The 23,298-nt window shown below is 68.8% G+C and carries 24 protein-coding genes and 1 tRNA gene; 17 read left to right on the top strand and 8 right to left on the bottom strand.

Features of this window, described 5'->3' with window-relative positions; translation table 11 throughout:
• Window positions 1-274: 274 nt before the first annotated feature.
• Window positions 275-3,394 (bottom strand): alpha-2-macroglobulin family protein, encoded by a 3,120-nt coding sequence (locus MEICH_RS0120830; protein ID WP_027894211.1) that lies wholly within the window; start codon window positions 3,392-3,394, stop codon window positions 275-277.
• 77 nt (window positions 3,395-3,471) lie between these two features.
• Between MEICH_RS0120830 and MEICH_RS30350 the strand changes: the two genes are divergently transcribed.
• The 3 genes from MEICH_RS30350 to MEICH_RS30340 are packed head-to-tail and all read left to right on the top strand — an operon-like array spanning window position 3,472 to window position 4,596.
• Window positions 3,472-3,825 carry a transposase family protein gene (locus MEICH_RS30350; protein WP_245587725.1) on the top strand — a complete coding sequence of 118 codons (354 nt, stop codon included), beginning with the start codon at window positions 3,472-3,474 and terminating at the stop codon, window positions 3,823-3,825.
• The gene (locus MEICH_RS30345) at window positions 3,809-4,048 is read left to right on the top strand and encodes a hypothetical protein (protein WP_245587724.1); all 240 of its coding nucleotides are present in this window, start codon (window positions 3,809-3,811) and stop codon (window positions 4,046-4,048) included. Before MEICH_RS30350 ends, MEICH_RS30345 begins: the two co-directional genes overlap by 17 nt.
• Window positions 4,049-4,074: 26 nt before the next feature.
• A complete protein-coding gene (locus MEICH_RS30340; protein ID WP_036219794.1) occupies window positions 4,075-4,596 on the top strand; it encodes a hypothetical protein in 522 nt (173 codons plus the stop codon).
• Window positions 4,597-4,599: 3 nt separating this feature from the next.
• Here MEICH_RS30340 and MEICH_RS27485 read toward each other — a convergent pair whose 3' ends face one another.
• The gene (locus tag MEICH_RS27485; protein WP_084542452.1) at window positions 4,600-5,892 is read right to left on the bottom strand and encodes an SH3 domain-containing protein; all 1,293 of its coding nucleotides are present in this window, start codon (window positions 5,890-5,892) and stop codon (window positions 4,600-4,602) included.
• A 70-nt stretch (window positions 5,893-5,962) separates the two neighbouring features.
• On the opposite strand from MEICH_RS27485, the gene MEICH_RS0120810 reads away from it, so the two are divergent.
• Window positions 5,963-6,925, top strand: coding sequence for a 4Fe-4S dicluster domain-containing protein (locus MEICH_RS0120810; RefSeq protein WP_027894209.1), 963 nt, complete (start codon window positions 5,963-5,965; stop codon window positions 6,923-6,925).
• 264 nt (window positions 6,926-7,189) lie between these two features.
• On the opposite strand, the gene MEICH_RS26340 is transcribed toward MEICH_RS0120810, so the two are convergent.
• Entirely contained in the window at window positions 7,190-7,801 is a 612-nt protein-coding gene (locus tag MEICH_RS26340; protein ID WP_036219792.1) for a CGNR zinc finger domain-containing protein, read from the bottom strand.
• A gap of 119 nt (window positions 7,802-7,920) precedes the next feature.
• Between MEICH_RS26340 and MEICH_RS0120800 the strand changes: the two genes are divergently transcribed.
• A complete protein-coding gene (locus MEICH_RS0120800) occupies window positions 7,921-8,139 on the top strand; it encodes a hypothetical protein (RefSeq protein WP_027894208.1) in 219 nt (72 codons plus the stop codon).
• Between the two features lie 5 nt (window positions 8,140-8,144).
• On the opposite strand, the gene MEICH_RS0120795 is transcribed toward MEICH_RS0120800, so the two are convergent.
• Window positions 8,145-8,621 carry an Lrp/AsnC family transcriptional regulator gene (locus tag MEICH_RS0120795; protein ID WP_027894207.1) on the bottom strand — a complete coding sequence of 159 codons (477 nt, stop codon included), beginning with the start codon at window positions 8,619-8,621 and terminating at the stop codon, window positions 8,145-8,147.
• 130 nt (window positions 8,622-8,751) lie between these two features.
• Here MEICH_RS0120795 and MEICH_RS27480 point away from each other — a divergent pair, with 130 nt between their 5' ends.
• From MEICH_RS27480 to MEICH_RS0120765, 6 genes are all read left to right on the top strand, one after another.
• Window positions 8,752-9,084, top strand: coding sequence for a hypothetical protein (locus tag MEICH_RS27480; RefSeq protein WP_051304390.1), 333 nt, complete (start codon window positions 8,752-8,754; stop codon window positions 9,082-9,084).
• 41 nt (window positions 9,085-9,125) lie between these two features.
• Window positions 9,126-9,199 (top strand) — tRNA-Gln (locus MEICH_RS0120785).
• 85 nt (window positions 9,200-9,284) lie between these two features.
• Window positions 9,285-9,689, top strand: a complete 405-nt coding sequence (locus MEICH_RS0120780; protein WP_027894206.1) for a response regulator — start codon at window positions 9,285-9,287, stop codon at window positions 9,687-9,689.
• A 325-nt stretch (window positions 9,690-10,014) separates the two neighbouring features.
• Window positions 10,015-12,255, top strand: coding sequence for a transglycosylase domain-containing protein (locus MEICH_RS0120775; RefSeq protein ID WP_036219791.1), 2,241 nt, complete (start codon window positions 10,015-10,017; stop codon window positions 12,253-12,255).
• Window positions 12,256-12,340: 85 nt separating this feature from the next.
• Window positions 12,341-14,845: a type I DNA topoisomerase gene (gene topA / locus MEICH_RS0120770; RefSeq protein ID WP_027894204.1), complete on the top strand. Its 2,505-nt coding sequence runs from the start codon at window positions 12,341-12,343 to the stop codon at window positions 14,843-14,845.
• Window positions 14,846-14,848: 3 nt separating this feature from the next.
• Window positions 14,849-15,109, top strand: a complete 261-nt coding sequence (locus MEICH_RS0120765; protein ID WP_027894203.1) for a hypothetical protein — start codon at window positions 14,849-14,851, stop codon at window positions 15,107-15,109.
• 165 nt (window positions 15,110-15,274) lie between these two features.
• Here MEICH_RS0120765 and MEICH_RS0120760 read toward each other — a convergent pair whose 3' ends face one another.
• Window positions 15,275-15,826: a LabA-like NYN domain-containing protein gene (locus tag MEICH_RS0120760; RefSeq protein WP_027894202.1), complete on the bottom strand. Its 552-nt coding sequence runs from the start codon at window positions 15,824-15,826 to the stop codon at window positions 15,275-15,277.
• A 326-nt stretch (window positions 15,827-16,152) separates the two neighbouring features.
• Between MEICH_RS0120760 and MEICH_RS0120755 the strand changes: the two genes are divergently transcribed.
• On the top strand, window positions 16,153-17,415 hold the full coding sequence (locus tag MEICH_RS0120755) for a S41 family peptidase (RefSeq protein ID WP_027894201.1): 1,263 nt from the start codon (window positions 16,153-16,155) through the stop codon (window positions 17,413-17,415).
• Here MEICH_RS0120755 and MEICH_RS0120750 read toward each other — a convergent pair.
• Together MEICH_RS0120750 and MEICH_RS0120745 are read right to left on the bottom strand one after the other, a co-directional pair.
• Window positions 17,398-18,732, bottom strand: a complete 1,335-nt coding sequence (locus tag MEICH_RS0120750) for a right-handed parallel beta-helix repeat-containing protein (protein ID WP_027894200.1) — start codon at window positions 18,730-18,732, stop codon at window positions 17,398-17,400. The genes MEICH_RS0120755 and MEICH_RS0120750 overlap by 18 nt on opposite strands.
• Window positions 18,733-18,778: 46 nt before the next feature.
• On the bottom strand, window positions 18,779-19,045 hold the full coding sequence (locus MEICH_RS0120745) for a hypothetical protein (RefSeq protein ID WP_027894199.1): 267 nt from the start codon (window positions 19,043-19,045) through the stop codon (window positions 18,779-18,781).
• A 142-nt stretch (window positions 19,046-19,187) separates the two neighbouring features.
• Here MEICH_RS0120745 and MEICH_RS0120740 point away from each other — a divergent pair, with 142 nt between their 5' ends.
• The 5 genes from MEICH_RS0120740 (at window position 19,188) to MEICH_RS0120720 (ending at window position 22,636) form a co-directional block, all read left to right on the top strand.
• Window positions 19,188-19,376, top strand: coding sequence for a hypothetical protein (locus MEICH_RS0120740; RefSeq protein WP_027894198.1), 189 nt, complete (start codon window positions 19,188-19,190; stop codon window positions 19,374-19,376).
• Between the two features lie 159 nt (window positions 19,377-19,535).
• Window positions 19,536-20,228, top strand: a complete 693-nt coding sequence (locus tag MEICH_RS26330; RefSeq protein ID WP_051304389.1) for a DUF4386 family protein — start codon at window positions 19,536-19,538, stop codon at window positions 20,226-20,228.
• A 33-nt stretch (window positions 20,229-20,261) separates the two neighbouring features.
• Window positions 20,262-21,023 (top strand): NAD(P)-dependent oxidoreductase, encoded by a 762-nt coding sequence (locus MEICH_RS0120730; protein WP_027894197.1) that lies wholly within the window; start codon window positions 20,262-20,264, stop codon window positions 21,021-21,023.
• 526 nt (window positions 21,024-21,549) lie between these two features.
• Complete coding sequence (locus MEICH_RS0120725) at window positions 21,550-21,960, top strand: NUDIX hydrolase (RefSeq protein WP_027894196.1); 411 nt, start codon at window positions 21,550-21,552, stop codon at window positions 21,958-21,960.
• Window positions 21,938-22,636 (top strand): gamma carbonic anhydrase family protein, encoded by a 699-nt coding sequence (locus tag MEICH_RS0120720; RefSeq protein WP_027894195.1) that lies wholly within the window; start codon window positions 21,938-21,940, stop codon window positions 22,634-22,636. Before MEICH_RS0120725 ends, MEICH_RS0120720 begins: the two co-directional genes overlap by 23 nt.
• 319 nt (window positions 22,637-22,955) lie before the next feature.
• Here MEICH_RS0120720 and MEICH_RS26325 read toward each other — a convergent pair.
• Window positions 22,956-23,298: DUF2259 domain-containing protein (locus MEICH_RS26325; RefSeq protein WP_169730715.1), on the bottom strand; the 343-nt coding region annotated here is incomplete at its 5' end.

Raw genomic sequence — 23,298 nt, 5'->3', positions numbered from 1 at the left:
CCGAGGCCAGCAAGCAGGGAAAGCTCTTCAAGCAGGCTTTCGGGCGAGAACTGGTGGTGGAGTGGGCGCGCTGAGAGCCCTCAGCGGTCAGCGGAAGGCCCGTTGCTCCTGGCCTGTGGTTCACCCCTCCCCGTCCCTCCCCGCCCGCGGGGAGGGGGTATCCCCCCGGCCCCCCTTGCTAAGGGGGGTGACAAGGCGTTTCGCGTTTCGCGTCTTGCGTTTTGCGTCTTGCGTACGGCGTAGGACGTGGGACGTACGACCCGCGCCCGGCGCTCTACCGCACCGTCAACTGACCGCTCGAGCCCAGCGCGTACAGCTTTGGCTCATTGACCAAAAACAGCCTGGGCGGCGCGGCGAAGTACGTGCCAGACGAGAGGGCCCGCAGCTTGTAGCCCACCACGTACTCCCCGGCGGGGAGCTTCTCGAAGAGGAAGACGGCGCGGTCGTCGAGCAGGCTGGTGCTGGCGTAGTAGTTCCCGTCCGGCCCGAGGGCGCTGGGGTAGGGCAGGCTCGAGGTCGGTTCGAACCCGGCGGGGTAGGGGTCCTCCAGGCGCAGGCGCTCGCGGGGGAGGGTGAGGCGCAGGCGCAGGCGGACCTCGACCACGCCGAAGCGCTCGGTCTCGTTCGTGGAGTAGCTGCGCTCGAGGGTGAAGTCGGCGGGCGGGGGCGGGACGAAGCGCGGGGTCTGGTAGATGACCCGGCGCAGCAGGGCCACGGGGCCGGTGGCGCGCAGCTCGAGGGTGTTGTCCGGGCCGAGGGCGACGGCGGGAAAGCGCAGCGGGGCGCCGAGGGCGGGCAGGCTGCCGAGCTGGGTCAGGCTACGGCCGTTGAGGGTGATCTGGAGGGGGCCCGGGCTGCCCGTGAGCTGCCGCGCCTCGAGGTACTCCGCCAGGGCGTAGCCGGCGAGGGCCGCTTGGCGCGGGGTGCGGTAGCGCGAGCTCTGCAGCTCGTTGGCCAGCCAGCCGGCGTAGGCGGGGGCGTCGGGGGAGTTCAGGGCGAGCGCCCCCAGCAGGGCGTAGGCGGTGGCCTCTATGCTCTGCCCGATGCTGAGGCCCGCGCTGTCGCGCTTTTGCTCCGCGGCGAGGCGGGCGTAGGCGTCGGGCCGTGGGGTGAGCTCCGCCGCCAGGCGGGCCATCTGGGGCAGGGTGAGGGGGCGGCGGCTCAGGGCCTCGAGCAGTTCCTCCCGGCTCAGAACGCCCAGTTGGTACAGCGCCCACCGCAGGTCGTTGGACATCACCTGCTGGGCCTCGAGGTACTCGAGGGTGCGGTCCAGGTCACGGATCACGTAGTCGTCGAAGCCGGCCAGCCGGGCCGCCGCCAGCGCCTGCACCGTGCGGATGGTGTCGAGGGGGTTGCTGCGGGCCCCCGGGCGCCAGCCCCAGCCGCCGTCCTCGTTGCGGGCGGCGCTCAGGGCGCTGAGGTTGGACTGCACCTGCTGCCGCGCCGCGTCGGTGGACAGGCCCAGCGTGCTCAGGCCCTTCCAGACCCAGTAGGCCGTCAGCAGCGCTTCGGCGGGGTCCTCGTGGCCCAGGAGGTCGTTGGGGTTAGCCAGCGCCGCCGCGAGCGGGCTGGGGGCAACCCACAGGCGCAGCTCGGCCTGGCGGGCCTCGGCGGGCAGGGTGAAGCGGTCGGTGAGGAGGCCGGTGGCGCTCTGGCTCAGGCGGGTGAGCTCGAGCTCCTCCCCGCGCTCGCGCACCGGCAGCACGAGGCGCACGGCGTCGGGGTGCTTGCCCTCGGCGCGGGCCTCGAGGCTCAGCCGGTCGGCGTTCTCGGGGGCTTGCAGCGGCCAGGGGACCTCGAGGGTGCTCTGGGGCAGCACGCTCACGCTGCGGGCCTCACCCCGCCCGCCCGCGCTCAGCGTAAGCTTGACCACCTGGGTTTGGGCGGTGAGGTTGTGCAGGGTGGCGTAGGCGGTGGTGCGGTCGCCGCGGGTGAGGAAGGTGGGGGTGCTCAGGCGCAGGTAGACGGGCTGCTCCACGCGGAAGGCCCCGTCGTACTCCCCCACCGCGGTGTCGGGGGATACGGCCCGGGCCAGCAGGCGGTACTCGGCGAGGTCGTCGGGCAGCTCGACCTGCAGGCTGGCGCGGCCCTGGGCGTCGGTGCGGACGGCGGCAAAGAAGGCGGTGTCGCGGAAGTTCTGGCGGAGGTAGACGCCCGCTCCGTCGCCGCCCCCGCCGCCCAGCCCGTCGGGGCGGGTGTCCAGGAAGCTGAAGGCCGTCCGCACCGCGTTGTAGGGCTTGCCCCAGAAGAAGCGCCAGGGGTCGGGGATGAGGTCTTCCTGCAGGGCGTAGACGGCGCGGTTGACCGCCCCCACGCCGACCCAGGCCGCTACCGGCTGGCCCCCCAGGGTGGTCTGGACGTTCACGGTGGCGCGCTGGCCGGGCCGGAGGCCGCCGGGGACGCTCACCCTGACCTCCAGGCGCTTGCCGGGCACCGGCACGAACACCTCGTGCTCGGCCCGGTAGCTCCGCCCGTCCCGCACGGCCTCCAGGCGCAGGGTGAAGCCGGGCTCGAGCTCGGGGGTGATGGGGAGGGGGATCACCGTCTGTTTGCCCTCGACGCGCAAGAGCTGCTGGCGGTACACCTCCCGGCCCTCCAGGCTCAGCAGCACCACACTGCCTTCGGGCAGGTCGCTGCGCAGGGTGAAGCGCGCGGTCTCGCCCACCCTGTAGAGCCGTTCCTCGCCCAGGAGGTCGAATTCGGGGCGGTCATGGTCGCTGGCGGAAGGGGGGATCAGGCCGGGGACGGGGAGGTAGCCCAGGAAGCGCAGGGTCCGGGCGACGCGGCCCTGGGAGTCCTGGGCCTCGAGCTCCAGCCGCACCGAGCCGGGGCCTTTGGGCGTGTACGTGAGGCTGGCCTCGCCCCGGGCGTCGGTGGTGAGGCTGAAGCGCTCGGTCTGGAGCACCCTCTCGCGCCAACCGTCCCGGGGCACGAACTCCCAGGTGCTGCGGATCACCCTGGCCCGCACCGTGCGGTTGGGCAGGCGCTCGGCCGTGCCCACCCGGCGCGCGAACACCTTGAGCCTGAGGGGCCGCTCGAGCGCCAGGTCGGGCACCGGGCCCACCCCCAGGGCCAGCCCGCTGGGGTGGACCTCGACCTCCGCGGTGGCCGGGACGATGCGCCCGAATTCGTCCTTGGCGTGGACGGTGACGGTGTAGGGCGTTACCTCGCCGTCGCGGCTGGCGAGCGGCAGCTCGAAGCGGGCGCGGCCCTGCTCAACGGCGACCTGGGCCAGGCGGCTCTGGGGGTCTTCGTAGGCGTAGTACCCCCCGGAGATCCAGTAGGGGTCGGGCGGGTCGTCCTGGGTGTAGTCCTGCTCGTCGAAAGCCTCCTTGGTCCGGGTGGCGGTGTAATAGTCCCAATCCGATCCTCGGTAGCCGCGCTCGGCGAACACGTCGGCCTGGGCCTTTAGCCGCCCGCCGCTGTAGTACCAGACTTGACCGTTATTCAGGGTTGAGGCTAGATAGAGGCATGAACTTACGCGAAGCCTTAGCCTCATTGGACGATCCACGCTACCAGAACCGGCGCTATCCGCTGTGGGGGGTGGTGGCATTGGTGCTGGTGGCCTTTGTGTGCCGGGTGGACTCCCTGCGGGGTGTGGCCCGCTTTGCCCAAGCCAATCCCTTCCTGTGTAAGCCCCTGGGCTTGCGCAAGGCCCCAGGACGCAGCTCAATCGCCCAGCTCATCCGCCGCTTGGACCCGCAAGCGCTGGGTTCAGCCCTGCAACAGGTCTTCCCGAACCCCCCTTCCCGCCTCTTTCCCTACCTCTACCGCTACTACCTCTGCCCTGGTCGCGGATGGCAAGGTCTTGCGGGGGAGTGCTAAAGGCGAGAGCCCGGTGGTGCGGGTGGTGGAGCTGTGGTGTGAGCAAGCCCGCCACAGCCTGGCCCAGGCCCAAGTCGGTGGGCGGGAGGATGAGGCCTTGCTGGGTCTGCTGGAGCGCATGGGGCTGGAGGGTTTAGCCGGTCGGGTGGTGGTGGCCGACGCGGGCTTCCTCTACCCCCGGGTGGCCGAAGCCATCCGGGCTAAGGGGGGGATTACCTGCTGAGCCTGAGAGCCAACCAAGCCCGGGCGTTGGAGGCGGTAGAGTGGCTGTTCGCTTGCCTGGACGAGCATCCCCTGCCCGGGGAAAGCATCGTCCAGTGGGAAGAACTCCGTGACGGGGAGGTGTGGCGCTACCGGGCCTCGGCTCCCCCCCATGTCCCCCCCCTGGGCTGGGACTCCCCTTTTGCCCGGCAGGCCGTGCGCCTGGAGCGCTGGGTGTGGCATAAGCGCAGCAAGCAGCAGCGCTACAGCGTGCACTACGCCCTGAGTAGCCTCAGACCCGAGGCGGCGGGGGCCAGGCGTCTGGGCGAACTCATGCGCCAACGCTGGGGCGTGGAGAACCGGAACTTCTGGGTACGCGACGTGCTCTTACGCGAGGACCATGCCCAGGCCCGTGGCGCCCTGGCCTTCAACCTTTGTGCCCTGCGGGCTTTCGTGCTGAACTGCCTCAACTACCGCAAGGTCCAGGCTAAAAAAGCCGCCCTGGAAGCCTTCTCCTTCAACCCCCTCTCCGCTTTGAGGTTCCTGGGGTTGCATACAAAAGATGTATAGCGGTCAAGTCTGGCTGTAGTACTCGCCCTCGAGCACGAAGGGCACCTTCCCCGCCACGGCCTCCCTCGGGCCGCGCAGCTCGACGCGGAAGGCGGGCTTGACGTAGGGCTGGACGGTGAAAGAGGCGTGCCCGGCGTAGCTCAGCGGCTCACGGCGCAGCTCGCCGCCGTGGGGGATGTGGACCTGGAGGGCGTAGTTGCCCGACCAGGAGAGCTGCAAAGGGATCTGCTCGGAGAAGTTGCCCGCGCCGTCGAGCTTGAGGGGGCGCTCGAGCACCCGGTTGCCGCCCTCGTCCACCAGCCGGAGCGTCGCCTCGCCGCTGTAGGGCCGGTAGCGCGGCCCGTCCACCTGCCGGACGGCCCCGCTCACCTGCACGGTGTCCTTGGGCTGGTAGAGGGGCCGGTCGGTGAGGACCAGGGTGCGAAAGACCGTGCCGGCGGCGCTCTCCTGGGCGAAGAAGCTGAAGGCTTTGGAGCCGTTGCCCTCGGCGCGGAAGCGCAGCTCGCTGGCCCGGGGCGCGGGGATGCGGGCCAGGCCGTCGGCGTCGGTGGTGGCCTGCCCGAGGGGGCGCAGCGTTTTCGCCCCCTCCTCCCCCTCCTCCACGAAGAGCTCGAGGCGGGTGCCGGGCCGGGGCTCGCCCGTGGCGAGGTCCACGGCCCAGAACTGGGCGTAGGCGGGGGCGGCCTTGAACACCACGGCCAGGTCGGTGACCTGGAAGGCCATGGCGCCCAGGACCGCGTTGGGCGCGGCGGGGTCGGCGAGGGCCAGCAGGTACTGGCCGGGCTCGAGGGGCGGGAGCTCGAGGAAGACCTGGTCGCCCACCTCCTGGCGCAAGCGCAAGGGCCGGGTGCTGCGGCTGGGAGGGCCGGTGAAGGCGAGCTTGGCGTGATCGCGCTGCAAGAAGTAGTCGGGCTCGAGCGGGAACAGCCGCACGTAGACCTCCTCGTGCGGGGCGCGGTCGTCCAGCCACATCCCGAAGCTCGCCGGCCGGCCCGGCAGCTTGAGGGCGTCCTGGTATTCGTCGAGGTTGATGCCGCGCGGGTCGTTCTCGTTGAGGTACTCGGTGTTGACGTAGCCCAGCTCCTCGCCGTAGAGCACCTTGGCCCAGCCCTTGCCCTCCCCCTGGTAGATCTCCTGCAACACGTACACGGTGCGCCCAGGCTCGAGCACCCGCCTGACCGGGTAGGCGGTCGAGGGGCCCTCGCGCAGGTTGAGCGCGGTCTTGGTCACGGCCGGGTCCGCCAGGGCCAGGCCGGAGAAGAGCACGCAGGCCAATGCCGTCTGGAGTATTCGCATGGACCCATTCTAACTCACGGTTTGTCACCTGCCTCCCGAGCCCCGGCGCCGCAGGGGGTAGGCTTGAGGCATGGGTCTGCTCGACAACCTCTTGGGGGCCTTCCTCAAGCTCACCGACCCCACCCCCGAGTTCCACCGCTCGAGGTGTCTGCTCGAGAAGAACTCGGTGGGCGGCTGCGACAAGTGCCAGGCGGTGTGCCCGCACCGGGCCATCGACCTTTCCAATTTCACCGTCCAGATCGACGAGGCGCTGTGCACGAGCTGCGGCCTGTGCACCCAGGTGTGCCCTGGGGCCGCGCTGGAATTCCCCCTGGGGCCCCTGCAAGAGGCGTTGCACCGCGGCAAGGGGCAGGTGCGCTGCTCCCAGGCCCACGGGTCAGGCGAGGAAGTGCGCTGCTTAGGCCAGCTCACCCCTGGGCTCCTGGCCGAGGCCGCCAGCCGCTTCGGCCCCCTGACCCTGGCCCACGGCAACTGCGCCCAGTGCAAGATCGGCGGCGAGAGCGTGCCCCGCCAGCTCCAGCAGGCCGCCGAGGAGGCCCGCAGGTTCTACCCGGCCCTCGAGCTGCGCCTCACCCTCGACAAGCTGCCGGGCTCGCCCGTAGGCCGCCGCGAGTTCTTCGGGGCCATGCTCGGCGGGGCCAGGCGCAGCGCGGCCGAACTGGTGCCGCAGTTGCCCATCCCGCTCGAGGACGAAGCCCCCGAACTCCCCGCCGAACTGCGCCTGCGGGTGATCGCCGCCCGCCGGAGCGAGGAGGTGCACTGGCCCAAAATCCAGGTCGCCGAAGGCTGCACGCTCTGCCCGGTCTGCACCAACGTCTGCCCCACCCAGGCGGTCTCGCGCGAGCGGGAGGTGGTGGAGGGCCTCAGCGACGAGTACGTCCTCAAGCTCGACGTCGCCGCCTGCACCGGCTGCGGCGCCTGCGTGAGCAGTTGCCCGCCCCAGGTCATCACCCTCGAGGAAGCCGGCAAGGAGGAGGTGCTGGGGGAAAAACTCGAGCTGTACCGGGGAACGCCGCCGTGGTACGACCTTTGAAAGGCCCGTCACCTATGGCTCGGGACGGACGGCGGTGAGCCGTCAGCTATCAGCCATCAGCCATCAGCTTTCCCTCTAGCCGGAGGGAGGAGCGTTTAGCGTTTAGCGTTTAGCGTTTAGCGTTTAGCGTTTGGCGTTTGGCGTTTGGCGTTTGGCGTTTGGCGTTTAGCGTTTGGCGTTTGGCGTTTAGCGTTTGGCGTTTGGCGTTTGGCGTTTGGCGTATTGCGTACGATGTACGACCCGCGCCCGGCTATCCGCTATCAGCTATCGGCCATCGGCGTCCGACACCCCCTCCCCCCTCAGCCGCTGGTAATGCCGCCGCGCCTTAGCCCGGTTGCCGCAACTGCTCATCGAGCACCAGCGGCGGCTGTGGTTCTTGCTGTAGTCGAGGAAGAGCCAGTTGCACGTAGGGCTGTCGCACTCCCGCACGCGGGGCAGGCGGTCGGAGGTCAGGAGCTCGGCCGCGGAGCGGGCTACCGGCCAAAGGGGGCTGTCCAGCGCGTCCCCTAGCCCCTCCCAGCCCCAGGTGTACCCCCCTTCCGCGGGCTCGAGCCGCTGGTGGCACAGAGCCTCGGCGAGGACGTCGTTGAGCCGCTCGAGCCCCTCCGCCGGGGCGGGCCGCCCCGCTGCCACGGCCGAGAAGACCGTGTAGACGGCCTCCCGCAGGGCCAGGGCTCGTGCGAGTACCCACGCCGCCTGCTCGGGCTGGCGCTCGGCCACGGTCTGCAGGTGCAGGCGGTCGAGGGGGTTCAACACCCCGGCCTCTGCGGCCCAGGCGAGCAGGTCGCCGTAGTGCCGGAAGCGCTCCGGGCGCTCGCCGACGGCGTTGGCGAAGTCCAGGCACAGCGAGGTGAGGTCTTGGTGCTTCTCGGGCACGCCTCGAGTATGCCCCCGAACTTCTAACCAGTCAATGACAGTTGACAGGTTAGCGATATGCTGCTAACATAATAACTAGCTAAAGCATTTTAGGTGGTTAGGATCAACGGAGGGGATCTATGTTCGACGCTCATGCTCAGTGGCACCTGGCCCAAACCAGGCACAAGCAGCGGTTGGACGAGGCCGAGCGGCACCGGCTGTTGGCGCAGGCCGGTCTTCGCGAGCCGCGGCCGCAGTCCTGGGCCTGGCGCTCCCTGGTCAACCTCCTGGGCGACCGCCTGATCGCTTTGGGTCACGGCCTAAAGGGCGAGCCGTGGCAGGTGTGGGGTCCGAGATGAAGCCTTCAGGCCGGGGTGGGCTCGCTGCCGGGCGCCCGGACGACGCGGTGGTCTACGGTCTTGGAGAGCACCAGCGAGGTGGTGGTGTTGCCGTACATCGACAGGCGGCGCAGCAGCTCCTCGAGGTGGCCCACCGACTCCAGGCGCAGCCGGATGAAGTAGCAGTCCTCCCCCGTGACGTGCCAGCACTCCAGCACCTCGGGGAGTTGGCTCACCAGCTTGCGCACGGCGGCGTGCTTGTCGCCCGACACCCGCAGGCGGGCGAAGAACTCGAGGCCATAGCCCAGCTTGCCGGGGTCCACGACCGCCCGGTACGCGGTGATAACCCCCGCGTCCTCCATGCGCCGCACCCGCTCGGCCACCGCCGGGGCCGACAGCCCCACCCTCCGCCCGATCTCGCTGTAGGGCGTGCGGGCGTCTTCCTGAAGGAGCTCGAGGATCCGCCAATTCAGCTCATCCATCACTTTCGAGTCGAAGGACATGACGCCAGTTTAGCACTCAAAGCTAAGAGATGGGAGGTTTTTACTTTCGTTTAGCCATTCACTAAGCCGTTTGATGCTCGTACCCTTAAGTTGTAGACCAGGGCATTCCCTGGGGAAAGGAGCCCCAACCATGTTCAATCACCCCCACCCATTCCGCGCCCGCCTGGAGGCCGCGCTCGAGAACGCCTACGCCCATTTCCGCGCGGACTACCCCGCCTGGCAGGACACCCTGTGGGACCGCCACTTCCTCAAGGCCCACCTCCTCCCCGAGCTCCAGCAGGGCCTCGAGCACGGCCAGGCTCCCAGCGCCCCCCGCATCGCCCGGCTGTGGGCCGAGCACCTGGGCCTCTCCCCCGAGCTCCAGCGGCGCTGGCGGCGGGAACTGGAGCTCATGGCCGCCAACTTCCTGTGCCACCTCGAGCACGCCCGGCCCCCGCTCCCCAGGAGCCCCGTCTCCGTTTGACACCCGCTGTCAGGCTGGCTACAATACTGCCTTGGCGATGTTGGGGCATCGTCTAATGGCAGGACAACGGTCTTTGGAACCGTCGGTCGTGGTTCGAGTCCACGTGCCCCAGCCACCTCGAGGAACGGCCTACCGGGCCGTTCCTTAAAATTTGGTCAAATTTCACCGCTGGGCCATCGGCCATCGCCTAGGCTCGTTTCATGGAAGTCGCGCAATCGCCTGTTGCCGTCATCATCACGCCCAACGCCACCATTCGCGCGTTGCTCGAGATGGTGCTCGAGCAGGAAGGATTCAAAGCTCAATTCTTCGGCACCCCTCAAGAAGCCATGACCCTGCTGCGCGAGAGCGTCCCCAGGCTGCTGCTGCTCGACGAGGGCATCACCCCCGACGCCTTCTCGGTCTCCGGCCGCCTCAAAATGACCCGCCGCCTGCGCGACGTGCCGGTGCTGGTGCTGGTAAGCGAGCACGACGACCGCACCCGCGTCACCGCCGAGATCTCCAAGGTAGACCACGTCATCCCCAAACCCTTCGAAAGCCGCCATCTCCGCTCACTCTTGCGTTCCGTGCTGCGCTCGAGCACGACCCACGAGGCGGCGTCGGGGTGAAGAGGGGAAATTAAGCGGTCAGCTATCAGCTATCAGCTTTCAGCCATCAGCGAAAGACTAGTGGCTCGTGGTAGATCCCACCCCGTCCCTCCCCGCCGGCGGGGAGGGTTTATCCCCCCAGCCCCCCTTGCTAAGGGGGGGAACAAGGCGTCTCGCGTCTTGCGTTTGGCGTTTGGCGTCTTGCGTTTGGCGTAGGACGTACGACCCGCGCCCGGCGTTTGGCTATCGACTATCAGCTATCGTCTATCGACCCCATTTGGGCAAACTCATCGAAACCCCGTAAATTACACTCGTGCGTAGGCTCTGGCACTGGATCAAAATTTTGATGCTGGCGGGGCTGGTGGGCGGCTTGGGGGCCGGGGGATACCTGGCTTACGTGCTCACCCGCGACCTGCCCAGCCTCGAGGCCTTCGAGAACCTGCGCCTCTCGGCCATCAGCGTGCTCTACGACCGCGACGGCAACGCCATCGCCACCAAGGCCTCCGAGGAGGACGGGCGGGCGGTGAGCCGCACGCTGATCCGGCTCTCCGACGTCTCCCCCGCCGCGGTGAGCGCGGTGGTCTTCTCCGAGGACAAGCGCTTCTTCGAGCACTACGGCGTGGACTGGATCCGCCTGATCGGCGGGCTGTACTACACCTTCCGCGGCGACCTGCAGGGCGGCTCGACCATCACCACGCAGGTGGTGAAGAACACCCTGCTGCGCGACATCGCCCTCGAGCGCAAGGGCATCACCGGCCTCGAGCGCAAGCTCAAGGAATTCCCCCTCGCCATCGAGCTCGAGCGGCGCTACTCCAAGCAGGACATCCTCGAGGTCTACTTCAACGTCATCAACTGGGGCGGCAACGCCACCGGCATCTGGGCCGCGGCCAACGCCTACTTCGGCAAGGACCCCTCCCGGCTCACCCTGGCCGAGGGGGCCTACCTCGCCACCCTCATCCCCGGCCCCAACTCCCGCTACCTCGACCTCAAGGGCTCCCGTGCCCGCATGAAGACCCTGCTCGACGCCATGGTGGCCGACAACTGGATCAGCCCGGCCGAGGCCGAGGCCGCCTGGAAGGAGCCCCTGGTCCCGCTGGGCTGGCAGGCCAAGTACGACGGCAAGGGCAACCTGCTGAGCGCCAAGCTCGTCGACCCCGAAGCCCGCAAGCTCGAGGAGCTGCAGGTGCAGGGCGAGCCCTACTTCGTGCTGGCCGTGCAGAACTACATCCGCGAGCGGCTGGGCAACCGCATCCCCTTGAGCGAGGGCGGGCTCAAGATCTACACCACCCTCGACCCCCGCATGCAGCGCATCGCCGAGCGGGCGGTGGCGAACGGGCGCTACCCGGTCAACTCGCAGGCGGCGCTGGCCGCGCTCAACCCCGAGACCGGCGAGGTCTACGCGCTGGTGGGGGCGCGGCCCGGCACCCCGGGCGAGTTCAACCGCGCCACCCAGACCCTGCGCAGCCCCGGCTCGGCGATCAAGCCCTTCGTCTACGGCACGGCCATCGAGGCGGGCTGGACCCAGACCACCACCGTCCTCGACGCCCCGGTGAGCTTCCCCGACCCCTCGAGGCCCGGCGGCGTGTGGCGGCCCAAGAACTTCTCGGGCACCTTCCTCAACGCCTCCGTGACCCTGCGCTACGCGCTCGACATGTCGCTCAACATCCCCGCCATCCGCACCGCCGAGGCCATCGGGGTGCAGCGCGTGGGCGAGAAGCTGCGGGCGGCGGGCTTCTGCGTGGGCCGCATCGACCCCAAGACCAAGCGCTGCAACTTCGAGCCCAACCTCTCCAACGCCATCGGCGGGGGGGTGGGGATCAGCCCGCTGGGCCTGGCCGCCGCCTACGCGGCCTTCGTCAACGGCGGCTACCGCATCGAGCCGGTACTGGTGCGCCGCATCGAGAACGCCCAGGGCAAGGTGCTCTTCGAGGCCAAGCCCGAGCGCACCCTGCTCTTCAGCCCCCAGGTGGCCTACATCGTCTGGGACATGCTCAAGGGCTACGTCTACGACTACGACGCCAACACCCGCCCCCGCGGGCTGGCGATCTCGGCGCGGGTCCCCGGCCGGGTGGTGGGCGGCAAGACCGGCACCTCCAACGACGAGGTGGACCTGTGGTTCGCGGGGGCCAGCCCCGGCCTGGTGGCCGCGCTGTGGGTGGGCCGCGACGACAACAAACCCCAGCGCTGGCGCGACGGCAGCGCCCCCAGCAGCTCCTTCGTGAACCCGCCCATCTGGGCCGCCTTCATGGAGGAAGCCCTGCGCGGGCGCCCGGCCGGCGACTTCCCCCAGCCCTCGGGGCTGGTGGCCTCGAAGCACGACGTCTTCTCGGGCGCGCCCAGCGAGCGGGGCAAGACCCTGCTGTTCATCGGGCGCAGCACCCGCCCGCAGGAGCAGGGACAGCGAGGCGCGCAGGAGGCCGCCTTCGTGGTGCCCAACACCAGCAGCGGCGGCACCTTCAGCACCTCGGGCCAGACCATCGCCGTCGACGCCGCCACCAATTGCCTCGCCACCCCCGACACCCCGCCCGAGCGCATCCGCTACCTCCAGGTGCCCCCCAGCCGCGTCTCGAGCTACCAGTGCGGCTGAGCCCTCCCCGACGCCGAAAACCGGTGGCGCGGTAAACTGGCTCACTTGACAGCGGGGGCCGGTCTGCCCCATAAACGTAAGCCGTATGCCGGGTTCAACGCTGGTCATCGTAGAGTCGCCCGCCAAGGCGAAGAGCATCGCCAAGATGCTGGGGCAGGGCTTCGAGGTTCGGGCCAGCAAGGGCCACGTCGCCGACCTTCCCGAACGCGACCTGGGCGTGGACGTCGAGGCCGACTTCGCGCCGCAGTACGAAATTAAGAAGGACAAGAAACCCGTGGTCGACGAGCTCAAGCGGGCCGCGCGGGGCAAGCGCGTGCTCATCGCCACCGACCCCGACCGCGAGGGCGAGGCCATCGGCTGGCACGTAGCGCGGCTGCTCGAGCTCGACCCCCGCACCCCGCTGCGGGTGGAGTTCAACGAGATCACCCCCAAGGTCGTCCGCGACGCCGTCACCAAGCCCCGCCCCATCGACCAGAGCCTCGTCGACGCCCAGCAGGCCCGCCGGGTGCTCGACCGGCTGGTGGGCTACAAGCTCTCCCCCGTGCTGAGCATGGAGTTCCGCCGCCGCGCCCTCTCGGCGGGGCGGGTGCAGTCGGTGGCGCTGCGCCTGCTGGTCGAGCGCGAGCAGGAGATCGAGGCCTTCGTGCCCCAGGAGTACTGGAGCCTCGAGGCCGACTTCGAGAGCGAGGCCGCGCGCTTCAAGGCCCAGCTCTACAGCGTCGACGGCGAGCGCCTGCAGGCGGGCGACAAGTTCCTCATCACCGACGAGGCCAAAGCCCAATCCGTCGCCCGGCGGGCTCGAGCGGTGGAGCGCTACGCCGTCACCAAGGTCGAGCGCAAGGAGCGCCGCCGCTCCCCCGCGCCGCCCTTCACCACCTCGACGCTCCAGCAGGCCGCCAGCGGGCGCCTGGGCTGGACCGCCTCGCGCACCATGCGCGTCGCCCAGCGGCTGTACGAGGGCGTGGACCTGCCCGAGGGCACGGTGGGCCTCATCACCTACATGCGCACCGACTCGGTGCGCGTCTCGCAGGAGGCCCTCGGCGAGGTGCGCAAGGTGATCCCCAAGGAGTTCGGGCCCGGCTACCTCCCCGAAAAGCCCAACTTCTACGCCACCAAGAAGGCGAACGCCCAGGACGCGCACGAGGCCATCCGGCCCACCTACCCCTCCCGCACTCCCGCCAGCCTGCGGGCCCACCTGAGCGAGGAGGAGCACCGGCTCTACGAGCTCATCTGGCGGCGCTTCGTGGCGAGCCAGATGGTGCCGGCGGTCTTCGACCAGACCACCGTGACGGTGGAGGGCGGGGGCCTCAACTTCCGCGCGGTGGGCTCGGTGCTCAAGTTCGAGGGCTTCCTCAAGGCCTGGGGCCGCGAGGAAGGCGAGGACGCCGAGAATATCCTGCCCTCCCTGAACGAGGGGGCGAGCGCGAAGCTCCTCGAGCTCGCCACCGAGCAGCACTTCACCGAGCCGCCGCCCCGCTACACCGACGCCTCGGCGATCAAGACCCTCGAGGAGATGGGCATCGGGCGGCCCAGCACCTACGCCCCCACCCTCGAGACCCTCGAGAAGCGGGCCTACCTCGAGCGCCAGGGCAAGAGCCTGCGCCCCACCCAGCTCGGGCGCGACGTGGTGGGCTACTTGATCAAGGCCTTCCCCGGGGTGGTGGCCTACGAGTTCACCGCCCGCATGGAGGAGCGCCTCGACGCGGTGGAGGACGGCAAGGCCGAGTGGCCCAAGGTGGTGCGCGAGTTCTACCAGCCCTTCCTCGACGAGTTCGCCAAGGTGCCCCAGAAGACCTGCCCCAAGTGCGGGCGTCCGATGGAGCTCAAGGTCAGCCGCTTCGGGCAGTTCATGGGCTGCACCGGCTACCCCGAGTGCAAGTACACCGAGCCGCTGGTGCAAAAGCGCGAGGCCGAGCCCATCGGCGAGACCTGCCCCAAGTGCGGCCAGCACGAGCTCGTTCGCAAGTACGGCCGCTACGGCAGCTTCATCGCCTGCACCGGCTACCCCGGTTGCGACTACACCCGCGACGAGTCGCCCTCGACGGGCCTGGAGTGCCCCAAGTGCCACGCCGGCGAGGTGGTGCAGAAGATCTCCAAGCGCGGCAAGCCCTACTACCGCTGCAACAACAAGACCTGCGACTTCCTGGTCTTCGACCCCCTGGCCGAGAGTAAGTGCCCGGTGTGCGGCTGGAACGAGCTCAAGCGCAAGCGCGGCGGCTGCTCCAACCCGGGCTGCGAGCGCTACGCCTACCCCGACCTCGACAAGGGCAAGACCGCCCGCGGCACGGCCAAGGGCAAGGCGGCCAGGACCGCCAAGGCGAAGGCCCCGGCCAAGAAGGCCGCCGGCAAGCCCAAGGGCCAGGCTTCCGAGAAACCGGCCACCTGGGCCGACCTCGAGCCCTTCCTCGCCACCGTCTCCGGCCAGGACGCCGAGATCGTGCGGCGCATCGAGGGCCAGAAGCAGGGCGTCTCGGCCGTGGCCCGCGCCCTCGACCTCCCCGAGGCCGACGTCCAGGCCGCGCACAAGCGGGCCATGTTCAAGCTGCGCATGGCCTACGGCCGGGCCAGGAAAGAAGCCGTCGGCGCCTGAGCGATGAAGCTGCACCTCGTCCGCATGGCTAAGGCCCAGGGCCAGGCCCGCTTCCCCGGCGTGGAGGGCTTCGAGGCCCGCGTGCTGCGCGCACCCGAGGCGGTGGACGAAGCCCGGATGTACCTGGTGCTCGAGGGCGAGCTCATCATCGACCTGCCCGACAAGAGCTACCTCCACCTGCGCCGCAACGAGGCCGCCCACCTCCAGCAGCCGCACAACCTCGTCCCCGTCGAGTCCGCGGTGGTGGTGGTGTGGAAGCCCTGATGTCGGGCGTCGCGGGGTCGTGGGTCGTATCCTGCGACGAGCACCGAAGGTCGAACGCCGAAGGGACGACCGGCCGGTCGTCCCTTCATCCTCCGTCGCCGGCGGGCACGGGGCTCGTCCCTACGAAAGGCGTTTAGCTATCGGCTATCGGCCATCGACGCACTTCTACTGGTAGCTCTCGGCGGCTACCTGCTCGTAGTGGCCGCGCGCGCGTAGCTGGTCCCAGGGCAGCTCGTCGAGGGGGAAGTAGCGGTCGGCCTGCTGGGCGAGGCGGTAGGAGGAGAGGGTCTGGAAGGTGGTGTTCTCGACCTGCTGGCCCATGTCCTGGATCACCTTGACCACCTCGGCGAAGTCGCCGTCGCCCGAGACCAGCACGGCCACGTCGAAGGCCTTGGCGTAGCTCAGGCGCAGCAGGTCGATGGCGATCTGGATGTCCACGCCCTTCTCCACGAAGCCCTCGCCGCGGCGCTCGAGCCGCCCCAGGCGCACGGTGACGTAGGGGACGCGCTTGAGGTAGTTGAGGAAGCTCTGGTGCGCCTTGGCGGCGGGGTCTTCGGCGGGCAGGGGGGCGTTGTAGTAGTAGGCCCGCAGCAGCTTGCGCCCGCCGACCAGGTGCTCGATGAAGGCGATGAAGTCGAGGCGGTAGTCGGAACCCAGGCTCGAGACCAGCCCCTTATAGAGATTGCTCCCGTCGATAAATACGGCGACTTTATCCATGATAAGTACCTCGGGATTCAACTATAGGCCCCTTAGCTGAGGGAGACCTAAAGATAAACCACCGTTCGTCTGAACGGTGGGTGAGAATAAAGGTTAGCTGCAACCGCTTGCGGACTCCTCGTCCAAAGCGACTCCAGCATAGCCGCGGGGCTAGGTGAGTGCAAGATGAAATCCTTCCCCCAAGCCCCGGGCTCGCTCGAGCGCCCGGCCCTGGAGCACGTCCGGGACGGCGGCAGGCCCCGAGTAGGCCGGGAAACTATAGACCGGGTTGATTTTCCTGGTCCGGCCGGGGCTTGCGCCGGGCACGGGATGGTGGACAATCGGGTATGGCTCGAGCCCTCCGCCGTCTCGCCGGGCTGTGGGGTCTGCTGCTGCTCGGGCTGGCCTGGGCCAGCCCCGCCGAAGACCTCTTCGACCAGGCCAGCTACTACCTGACCCAGCGCTACATCCGCGCCGGACAGGCCGACCTCGCCCCGCTCCTGAGCCAGTACCAGAGCAAGCTCAAGGAGGTGTGCGCCCCGGCCCCAGACGCCTGCGGCTTCGAGGCCGCCGGCCGGCTCATCGCCGCGCTGGTGGAGGAATTGCGCGACGGCCACACCAACTACTTCCCCCCTCTCGACTACGAGGACTTGGCCGAGGAGCTCGCGGGCGGGGCGCAGCCGACCTACGGCCTCGAGACCCTGCGCGTCCCGCAGACCCGCGAGCACTGGGTGTTGCGCGTCGATCCGGGCGGCCCCGCCGAGAAGGCCGGGCTGCAGCGCGGCGACCGCGTCGTGCTCGCCAACCGCCAGCCCCTGCCCGAGTCGGCGCGCGAGGCCTACCGGCTGCTCGAGTCGCCCAAGAGCGCGGGGCTGAACCTCGAGCTCACCCTCTCCCGCGCCGGCCGGCGCTGGGCGGTGGTGCTCAAGAGCGTGCTCAGCGAAGGCTCGCCCCTGCCCAGCCTGACCACCCGGCCCGACGGGGTAGGCATCCTCAGCATCCCCAACTTCGACGCGGCGGAGATGGTCGGGCCCAAGGTACACGAACTCGTGGCCCTGGCCGGCGAGCGCGGGGTGAAGAAGCTCGTCGTGGACCTGCGCGACAACCCGGGCGGGCTGGTGACCGAATTCCTCGCCAGCGCCGGGGCCTTCTTCGACAGCCTCAGCCGCCGCTTCCGCTCGAGGGACGGGGACTTCGAGCAGGGCTACCGCCGGGGGCAGGTCTACGGCAAGGCCGTGGGCGACGAGGAGGCCTACGTGTTCTACACCCTCCGCAAGCCCGCGCGCTGGCGCGGCCCGCTGGCGGTGCTGGTGAACTCGAGGTCGGCCTCGGGGGCCGAGTACTTCGCCGCCGACGTGCAGTTGCGCAGGCGCGGGGTGGTGGTCGGGGAACGGACCTCGGGCGTGGGCAACACCTCGACCCGCTTCGTGCAGCTCATGGACGGCTCGGGCCTGCAGATCAGCAGCAGCCTGGCCCTGCAGCCCGACGGCAGCGCCTACCCTGAGGCCGTCACCCCCGACCTGATCGTGCCCGACGACCTCGAGGCCCGCAACCGGGGCCAGGACCTGCCGCTGGCGCGGGCGCTGGAGTGGCTAGCCGCCCAGCCTTAGCCCGCCCAGCCCCAGCCAAACCTGCCACAGGCCCCGCAGGCCGTGTGGGGCGGCGGGGTCTTTGGGGGCGGTGAAGACGGGCTCGAGGGCGTTGCCGCGGATGGTGTTGTCCTCGAGCCGGGGCCTGGCCTGGTCGAGCAGCTTGATGCCGTGCTCCTGGTTGTTCTCGATGAGGTTGCGCCGGACCACCCCGGCGGCGTTGTGCTGGAAGGCGAGGCCCGAGGCCCGGTTGCCCCGCACGGTGTTGTCCTCGAGGGTGGGCACCGCCCAGTCGCGCACCACAACCCCCGAGGTGCCGTTCTCCTCGACGGTGTTTCCCCGCGCGGTGAGGGTCGAGCGGTCGGTGATGAACAGCCCGGCCCGCCCGTTGCGGCGCAGCAGGTTGTTCTGCAGGGCGGGGACGGCGCGCAGCGACACCTCGACCCCGTGCTCGCGGTTCTCCTCGACCAGGTTGCCCAGCGCCACCCCTCCGGCCGTGCCGGAGTAGACGACGCCGCTGCCCTGGTTGCCCCGGACGCTGTTGCTCTCCAGGCGTGGAATGGCCTGCTCGGCCACCTCGAGCCCGGCAGAGCGGTTGTTCTGGACGGTGTTGCGGCGGGCCACCCCGCCCGCCGAGCCCCGGTAGTACAGCCCCACCCGGTTGCCCTGCACCACGCTCTCCTGCAGCACCATGAAGCTCTCGTCGCCGAGGATGGCCCCGTAGCGGCGGTTCTGCTCGAACACGTTGCGCAGCGCCCGGCCCCCGCCCTCGTCGAAGACCGCCAGCCCCGCGTAGCCGTTGCCGGCGAAGCGGTTGTCCTCCAGCAGCACCTGGGCCTGATCGGCGACCTCGAGGCCGTAGAGCGCGTTGTCGCGGAACTCGCTGCGGGCGATGCTGCCCCGCGCGCTGCCCCGGACCCACAGCCCGTCGCCGCCCACGCTGTCCTCGTCGTCGAAGACCGCGCCGCTGAAGCGGGCGTCCTGGATTTCGAAAACACCCCCTTCGATCACCGCGACCTCGGCGGGGGTGGTCCCCTGGTGCACCAGGCTGAGCCCCTCGAGCCGCAGGCGGCCCCCGCCTTCGAAGCGCAGCACCGCATCCGGGCCGCTCGAGACGATGCGGGTCTGGTCGCGCCCCGCCCCCACCAGGCCGATGCCCCGGCTCAGGCGCAGGGGCGAAGCCAGGCGGTACTCCCCGGCGGCCAGCTCGAGCGTGCCCCCCTCCGGCACCTGGCGCACCAGCACGGTGAGGTTGTCGCCCGGCTTAGCCCTGACCTGGGCTAAAGCCGCGGACGACGCCAGCAGGCCCACGGCCAACAGGATGCGCGAGAGGCTCATGCTGTCCTCGAGTCTACCGCCCCGCGCGGCGGCACGCGGGCCATCTTCAGGACTCGAGGGACTCCAGGAACGAACGCTGGAGCTCGGGCGACGGCAGCAACGCGCTCCCCTTGCGCTGCCGCACCCGCCCCGGCCCCCGCACCCCGCGCTGGGCCAGGGCCTGCGCGACGCGCTCGAGGGCCAGCCTCGGGTCCGGCGTGGCCGGATGAAACACCTCACGCCGCAGCCTCCCCAGCGGGTCGAAGAGGTCCACGTGGACCACCACCCTCCCCGCCTCGCGCTGGAAGATCACCTGATCGAGCCGCCAGCCCATGGGCCTACCCTAGCGGGCCTTGGCGGCTGATACCGTGAGCGGGTCTACAGGGATAGCTGATAGCCGAACGCCCAACGCCGAACGCCGGTACCGTCGTTTGCTGCCTGACAGGGGGGTGAGGGGGTGGGAGAGCGGGGGTGCCATGCCTCAAGGGCACAGACGCCCGCTGAACCACCTTAGCCCAGAGGACACCCTCATCGCCGGCTACGCCTGGATCCACCGCCTCGAGACCAAGAACTGCTGGTCCTTCCTCAGCCGGGTCAACCTCATCCTCTGCGCCGCCAACCTGCTCCAATCCCGCACCCTCCTCAAGGTCGCGGGGGTCGGCTAAGCCAAGGCAGCAAACGACGGTATACTAGAACGACGATATACTAGCTCTGGTTCCAGTGGTAATTTTTCCGGCACCTAGCAAGCACAGCCAGGTCTTGACCCTCGGGTATGTGGTGTTCAGGGGGACGCTCGAGAAGGCACTCAGACGTTAAGGGGGAATATGAACAACCTACAGAAAGCCGGTGGCTTCGCGGCGCTCTATCTGGCGACGGCATACCTTTTGGGGCTCGTGCTGTTCATCGTGGTGCTGGACTACCCCAGCATCGTTGACCCTGCCCAGAAGATCGCCTTACTCGTCAATCAGCAGGCGATCATGTACGCGACGAATCTAATCCTGTACGTGATCTTCGGCGTCTTACTGGTCGTGCTGCTGCTGGCACTCTACGGGCGACTGGGCAACGGCGCTCGAGCCACCATGCAAGTGGCGACCGTGATCGGGTTTATCTGGGCGGGCTCGCTGATCGCCAGCGGCATGGTCTTGAACGCGGGCATCGCCCCTACGGTTGCGCTGTATGGCCAGGACCCCGCTCAGGCCGCGTTGTCCTGGCAGGTATTTGAAGCAGTGGCGAGCGGGCTGGGCAACGGGAACGGCGAGATACTGGGCGGCCTGATGACGCTGTTGATTAGTTGGGCTGCCCTGCGAAGCGGCGGGCTTCCCAGGCTGCTCAACTACCTCGGCGTGGCGGTAGGTTTGGTGGGCATCGTCTCGACGGTTCCGGGGCTCGCCGACTTGGCGGCCATTTTTGGAATAAGTCAAATGGCGTGGTTCATCTGGTTGGCAGTCATCCTGTTGCGCCCGCTGCCTGTGTCCACCGCTGATCACGACCTGGTGAAGCAGCACACACCGATGTGATCGGGTTTTGTACCGGATTTCAGGAGGCGCGAGATGACCACCCTTGTGGTTGGGGCAAGCGGGGCGACCGGACGGCTACTGGTGGCGCAATTGCTCAATCGCGGCCAGAAGGTCCGAGTGATCGTGCGCTCGCCCGATAGGCTGCCCAAAGCTCTCACGGACAACAACGACCTAACCGTGATCCGCGCGAGCGTTTTGGAACTCAGTGATGCCGAGATGGCTCGGCACGTCAGCGGCTGCGACGCAGTGGCCTCGTGCTTGGGGCACAACCTGAACGTGAGGGGCATTTTCGGTCACCCGCGCAGGCTGGTGACCGAGGCCACCCGCCGGTTGTGCGATGCCATCAAGGCCGACAAGCCGGAGAAGCCCAGAAAATTCGTGCTCATGAACACGGCGGGCAACCGCAACCGCGACCTCGAGGAGCCCATCTCATTTCCTCAAAGGCTGGTCATGGGGCTGACTCGTCTGGTACTGCCCCCGCAGACCGACAACGAGGCGGCGGTGGAGTATTTGCGCACCCAGATCGGGCACCACGACCCGGCGATCGAGTGGGTCGTGGTTCGCCCAGACAGCCTGACCAACCAGGATCAGGTGACCGCCTACGAGCTGCATCCTTCGCCCACCCGAAGCGCCATCTTCAACCCCGGTTCGACCAGTCGAATCAACGTCGGCCACTTCATGGCCGATTTGATCACCGACGACGATACCTGGAACAGGTGGAAGGGGCAGATGCCCGTGATCTATAACAAAGCGCAGCAAGCGGGTGAACCGAAGGGTCAATCTATGGGGACCTGAGCGCCAAGGAGAAGACAACATCGCGGAAACCAGGAAAGCGATGGTTTCCACACAATGCGGCCCCCCGGACTGGTTAGGATTCTGGCGGCGTCGGTCAATGCCTACGATTGGCATACCCTCACCTCAGACATCTTCCTGGTTCGGCTGGCAAGGGTTGCTCATACCGGATTCAAAAAGATAATCATCCGATCCAAAGAGCCCCGGAGGCTATCTTTTTGAATCCTAGAGCACTCCCTTCGGTCGGGTTGGTCCGTCACCGAACGGTGACGAACTAACCGAATCTGGTATCAAACCCAAAATCACCGTTCTGGGCACGGATATTGCGCGAGAGGTCGAGGCGATCGGAAGCTGTGGCGCATGCGGGGTGATGGCAAAGCGCGAAACGCCCAACGCTCTTTCTCCCCCTCCCCGCACATGGGGAGGGGTAATCATGAGCTACACGCCACGAGCTGATGGCTGATGGCTTACCGCTCCCCCAACCCTGTCCCTTTTCCACCCCCGGCCATGGGGTAACCTAACGAAGAGTATGGGAGCCGAAGCCAAGCCGAGTGAGCGGGTGCTGGGAGCGGGCGGGGTGCTGTTCAACCCGGCGGGCGAGGTGCTGCTGATCCGGGACCGCATGGGGTACTGGGTCTTCCCCAAGGGGCACGTGGACGACGGTGAAACCCCCGAGCAGACCGCCTTGCGGGAGGTGCTCGAGGAGACCGGCATCGAGGGGAAGGTGCTCGGCGAGCTGCCGCCGACCTGCTACACCAACAACAAGGGGATCGAACGGGAGATCCGCTGGTTCTTGATGAAGGGTCAGGGGCACGTCCGCCTCGAGCCCGGCCTCACCGGGGCGGGGTTCTTCGACCTCGAGGAAGCCCGCCGCTTGCTGGCCTTCCCCCAAGACCTCGAATTGCTGGAGGCAGCCTATGGCGATTTTTCGTCTCGGTGAACACGAACCCCACGTCGACGCGAGCGCTTTCGTGGCCCCGGGCGCGGTGCTGGTGGGGCAGGTGGAGGTCGCGGCCAGGGCCTCGGTGTGGTTCGGGGCGGTGGTCCGCGGCGACACCGAGCAGGTGGTCATCGGGCCGGGCAGCAACGTGCAGGACGGGGCCGTGCTCCACGCCGACCCCGGCGACCCCTGCCTGCTGGCGGCCAACGTGACGGTAGGGCACCGGGCGGTGGTGCACGGGGCGCTCGTGGAGGAGGGCGCGCTCATCGGGATCGGGGCCATCGTGCTCAACCGCGCCCGCATCGGGCGCGGGGCCGTGATCGGGGCCGGGGCGGTGGTCCCGCCGGGCATGGAGATCCCGGCAGGGATGCTGGCAGTCGGGGTCCCCGCCAAGGTTCGCGGCCCCGTCGAAGCGCCCTCCAACGCACCGCGTTACCAGGAACTCGCCCTGCGCTACCGCGCCGAGCTCGTGCCCGTGCCGCCCGCGCAGCGCTACCAGCTCACCATGAAAGGCCAGGACGCGCTCAACCCCTTCAGCGAGGTGCACATGGGCCTGAAGAAGCACAGCCCCGCCGCCCTCAACACCCTGCGAGCCCTGGCAGCCAACCAGTTAGGCAGCCTCGAGCCCGAAGCCATCCAGACCCTCGTGCGCGAAGGCTTGGTGCGGGCCATCTAAAGCAGTTCCTACGAATACCCCACACAGCCGACCCAGCCGGGTGGGCACTGGGGTACGGGCTCGAGGCGCCGGTGGAGTAGGGCGGTCAGCTATCAGCCTTCAGCGGTCAGCCGTCAGCTTGTGGTTAGTGGCCCGTGGCTCGTGGTTGCCCCACCCCAACCCTCCCCCCCGGCGGGGAGGGTTTATCCCCCCTAACCCCCCTTGCTAAGGGGGGAACAAGGCGTTTTGCGTTTTGCGTCTTGCGTTTTGCGTTTGGCGTTTGGCGTACGACGTAGGACGCAAGACGCCCGACCCGCCCCCGGCACCCAGCCACCACCCCCTACGGCAACCTCCCCGTCACCACCATCCACCGCCGGTCCGGCCCCTCGAACCCCGTCCGGTACACCGCCACGAAAACCGCCAGGCTCTTGCCCAGCACCCGCACCTGGGCGAGGCGGTAGGTGAACGCGCAGAAGCGGGAGGCGGGCAGGCGGGTGTCTTTCTGCAGCACCGCGAGCAGGCGGCTGGGCGGTAGGCCGGCGTGAAGCTGGAGCTCGAGCCCCCGCACGAAGCCGGGGGTGGGGCAGTCCTGGGACGGGCCGAAGGGGAGTTCCCGCAGGAGCAGGGTGTAGGGCCGCCCGCCTGCCTCGAAGCCGAGCGAGCTCGGGGCGGGGCCGCTGGGC

It is taken from the genome of Calidithermus chliarophilus DSM 9957, from assembly GCF_000430045.1.
GTDB lineage: Bacteria > Deinococcota > Deinococci > Deinococcales > Thermaceae > Calidithermus > Calidithermus chliarophilus.
Note: the sequence above shows the minus strand (reverse complement) of the source record. Positions and strands in the feature narration are given on the sequence as shown.

Bases quoted from the DNA above. Each gene is read 5' to 3' on its own strand.
- MEICH_RS27480 (WP_051304390.1), top strand. From the start codon at position 8,752: ATGTTCAATCACCCCCACCCATTCCGCGCCCGCCTGGAGGCCGCGCTC.
- MEICH_RS0120720 (WP_027894195.1), top strand. From the start codon at position 21,938: ATGGCGATTTTTCGTCTCGGTGAACACGAACCCCACGTCGACGCGAGC.
- MEICH_RS0120730 (WP_027894197.1), top strand. From the start codon at position 20,262: ATGACCACCCTTGTGGTTGGGGCAAGCGGGGCGACCGGACGGCTACTG.
- MEICH_RS0120800 (WP_027894208.1), top strand. From the start codon at position 7,921: ATGTTCGACGCTCATGCTCAGTGGCACCTGGCCCAAACCAGGCACAAG.
- MEICH_RS0120775 (WP_036219791.1), top strand. From the start codon at position 10,015: ATGCTGGCGGGGCTGGTGGGCGGCTTGGGGGCCGGGGGATACCTGGCT.
- MEICH_RS0120760 (WP_027894202.1), bottom strand. From the start codon at position 15,826: ATGGATAAAGTCGCCGTATTTATCGACGGGAGCAATCTCTATAAGGGG.
- MEICH_RS0120765 (WP_027894203.1), top strand. From the start codon at position 14,849: ATGAAGCTGCACCTCGTCCGCATGGCTAAGGCCCAGGGCCAGGCCCGC.
- MEICH_RS0120795 (WP_027894207.1), bottom strand. From the start codon at position 8,621: ATGTCCTTCGACTCGAAAGTGATGGATGAGCTGAATTGGCGGATCCTC.
- MEICH_RS26330 (WP_051304389.1), top strand. From the start codon at position 19,536: ATGAACAACCTACAGAAAGCCGGTGGCTTCGCGGCGCTCTATCTGGCG.
- MEICH_RS30350 (WP_245587725.1), top strand. From the start codon at position 3,472: ATGAACTTACGCGAAGCCTTAGCCTCATTGGACGATCCACGCTACCAG.
- MEICH_RS0120725 (WP_027894196.1), top strand. From the start codon at position 21,550: ATGGGAGCCGAAGCCAAGCCGAGTGAGCGGGTGCTGGGAGCGGGCGGG.
- MEICH_RS0120740 (WP_027894198.1), top strand. From the start codon at position 19,188: ATGCCTCAAGGGCACAGACGCCCGCTGAACCACCTTAGCCCAGAGGAC.
- MEICH_RS0120755 (WP_027894201.1), top strand. From the start codon at position 16,153: ATGGCTCGAGCCCTCCGCCGTCTCGCCGGGCTGTGGGGTCTGCTGCTG.
- topA (WP_027894204.1), top strand. From the start codon at position 12,341: ATGCCGGGTTCAACGCTGGTCATCGTAGAGTCGCCCGCCAAGGCGAAG.
- MEICH_RS0120810 (WP_027894209.1), top strand. From the start codon at position 5,963: ATGGGTCTGCTCGACAACCTCTTGGGGGCCTTCCTCAAGCTCACCGAC.
- MEICH_RS0120745 (WP_027894199.1), bottom strand. From the start codon at position 19,045: ATGGGCTGGCGGCTCGATCAGGTGATCTTCCAGCGCGAGGCGGGGAGG.
- MEICH_RS27485 (WP_084542452.1), bottom strand. From the start codon at position 5,892: ATGCGAATACTCCAGACGGCATTGGCCTGCGTGCTCTTCTCCGGCCTG.
- MEICH_RS0120780 (WP_027894206.1), top strand. From the start codon at position 9,285: ATGGAAGTCGCGCAATCGCCTGTTGCCGTCATCATCACGCCCAACGCC.
- MEICH_RS0120750 (WP_027894200.1), bottom strand. From the start codon at position 18,732: ATGAGCCTCTCGCGCATCCTGTTGGCCGTGGGCCTGCTGGCGTCGTCC.